2 protein-coding genes and 1 pseudogene are annotated in these 2828 nt (G+C 48.2%); all 3 read left to right on the forward strand.

Features of this window, described 5'->3' with window-relative positions; all coding sequences use genetic code 11:
• Nucleotides 1-593: pseudogene (locus WC615_RS23185) on the forward strand (aldehyde dehydrogenase (NADP(+))); the annotation flags it as partial.
• Between the two features lie 81 nt (nt 594-674).
• Nucleotides 675-1676 carry a 4-hydroxyproline epimerase gene (locus tag WC615_RS23190; protein WP_372980398.1) on the forward strand — a complete coding sequence of 334 codons (1002 nt, stop codon included), beginning with the start codon at nt 675-677 and terminating at the stop codon, nt 1674-1676.
• Nucleotides 1677-1781: 105 nt separating this feature from the next.
• Nucleotides 1782-2828 (forward strand): NAD(P)/FAD-dependent oxidoreductase (locus WC615_RS23195; protein ID WP_372980399.1); only part of this gene is annotated, 1047 nt, incomplete at its 3' end.

Consider the following 2828-nt stretch of genomic DNA (forward strand, 5'->3'; position numbering starts at 1 on the left):
ATTCATCAACTATGCTTACGCCGGGTATTGCCGCGAACTTTAACAAGCTATCCGGCGGCATGCTGGCTGATGATGCGGTTACGGTGATCGCACAATCAGATAAGATAGACGCAGAGAAAGTGAACCAGGGCGTTGCTGTTGTAACCGAAATAAGCGCGGCCGATTTTTTAGCCAATGAAAAATTCAAAGAAGAGGTTTTCGGCCCATACTCTATGCTGGTTGTTGCAGATGACGCCGCCCAATTGGAGCAGGTTGTAGATTCGTTACACGGGCAATTAACCGCAAGCATCATGGCCGAAAAAGAGGAACTGGCGCAATATAAAAACATTACAGATAAATTGGCAAAACTGGCCGGCAGGGTAATACTGAACGGGCCGCCCACTGGTGTTGAGGTAGGCAACGCCATGCAACACGGCGGCCCGTACCCCGCAACATCCGACAGTAGGTTTACCTCAGTTGGTACAGGCGCTATTAAACGTTTTGTGCGCCCGGTATGCTGGCAAAACTGGGAGCATGATCTGCTTCCCGATGAATTAAAAGATAGCAACCCGCTAAATATATGGCGGTTGGTTAATGGGGAGGTGAGCAAATAAGTCAATAGTCCGGAGCCTTGAGTCCAAAGCCATAGGACAGCGACTTAAGACTTAGAACATTCGACTTAAGACTTGAAAAATATGAACAAAACATTCTTCTGCATAGATGCGCATACCTGCGGTAACCCGGTGAGGCTGGTTGCGGGTGGCGGGCCAAATTTGGTTGGCGCTAACATGAGCGAAAAACGCCAGCACTTTTTAAAAGAGTACGACTGGATCCGCAAGGGGCTGATGTTTGAGCCACGGGGACATGATATGATGTCGGGCAGTATATTGTATCCCCCTCATGATCCGCAGAACGATGTGGCGGTGCTGTTTATTGAAACCAGCGGCTGCCTGCCTATGTGCGGGCATGGTACTATCGGTACCATCACTATTGCTATTGAGGAGGGATTGATCACACCAAAAGTGCCGGGCACTGTACGCATGGAAGCACCTGCCGGTTTGGTGCTGATCTCTTACAAGCAGGAAGGCAAAAAGGTGAAATCTGTAAAGTTGGTGAATGTGCCAAGCTACCTGGCTGCAGAGAATTTAGAAGTAGAATGCCCCGATTTGGGTATGCTGACCATCGATGTAAGCTACGGCGGGAATTTTTACGCCATTGTAGATCCGCAGAAAAACTTTAAAGGGTTGGAAAACCATACCGCAGATCAACTGATATCATGGAGCCGCGTTTTGCGCCAGCGGATCAACGAGAAATACACATTTGTGCATCCCGAGAACCCAACCATCAACGGCTGTTCGCATATCTTGTGGGCTGGCAAAACCATATCACCCGAGGCTACCGCACGTAACGCTGTTTTTTATGGCGATAAAGCGATAGATCGTTCACCTTGCGGTACAGGTACATCTGCCCGCATGGCGCAATGGCATGCCAAAGGGGAGTTGAAAAAGGGCGATAAGTTCATTCATGAGAGCATCATTGGCAGCCAGTTTATCGGTACGGTAGAGGATGAAGTAATGCTTGGCGACAAACCGGCCATCATCCCCGGTATTGAAGGCTGGGCAAAAGTTTACGGCTACAACACCATTAAAATTGATGATGAAGACGACCCGTACGCGTTTGGGTTTCAGGTGATATAAAGCCCCACCCGGCCTCCCCTGAAGGGGAGGAGAGAAAAGGCAGGCGCTAAATAAAAAATTATAAAGTAATTAATCAAAAGTTCCCCCTTCAGGGGGATAGGGGGTATGAGTAAAGCAATAATAATAGGCGGCGGAATAATAGGACTTTTTTCAGCCTATTACCTGAACAAGTCAGGTTGGGAAGTGGAGATACTGGAGCAGGGCGACCTGACCGATAACGCATCATTTGGTAACGCGGGCATGATAGTGCCCAGTCATTTTATACCATTGGCAGCACCGGGTATGATAGAGCAAGGTTTTAGATGGATGTTTAATAGTAAAAGTCCGTTTTACGTGAAACCATCTTTAAACCCGGAACTGATAGGATGGGGACTTAAATTCCTGAAGGCTGCCAATAAGCAGCATGTAGAACGTTCGGCAACTGCACTGCGGGATCTGTCCTTACTCAGCAAAAAACTATACCAGGAACTGGAATTACGTGCCGACTTTGATTTCGGCTTTGCCGATAAAGGCATCCTAATGCTTTTTAAAACCCCGAAGTTTGAAGAAGAAGAGCGCCATACCGCCGAAAAGGCTATTAGCCTTGGCCTTGATGCGCAATACCTTACCGCCGATGAATGCCGCAAACTACAGCCTGATATTGAGCTGGACGTATTAGGCGCCGTACATTACCACTGCGATGCGCACCTGTATCCCAATAAATTAATGGCAGGGCTGGTTAATCACCTTGAAAAAGCAGGGGTAAAGATCCACCGGAATACACCTGTTACCCGTATTGAACACACCAATGGTAAGATAACACAGGTTATCAGCAACGATAAAAGTTTTACTGCCGATGCCTACGTAATGGCCGGAGGCGCATGGACGCCCGCCATTGCTAAATTGGCGGGGCTAAACATCCCGCTGATGCCGGGCAAGGGGTATTCTTTTATGGTTGATGAACCAAAGCACCGTATGACCATCCCCTCCCTGCTTTGCGAAGCAAGGGTATCGGTAACCCCCATGAACGGGCAGATTCGCTTTGGTGGTACTATGGAAATTGGCAAGATAAACCAACAGGTAAATATGAACCGGGTGGCAGGCATCGTGGAATCAATCCCTCAATATTTTCCAGATTTTGCGCCTGCCTTACCGCGGCAAAAAGATATATGG

This window comes from Mucilaginibacter sp. (assembly GCF_041663085.1).
In the GTDB taxonomy this organism is placed as follows: Bacteria; Bacteroidota; Bacteroidia; order Sphingobacteriales; family Sphingobacteriaceae; genus Mucilaginibacter.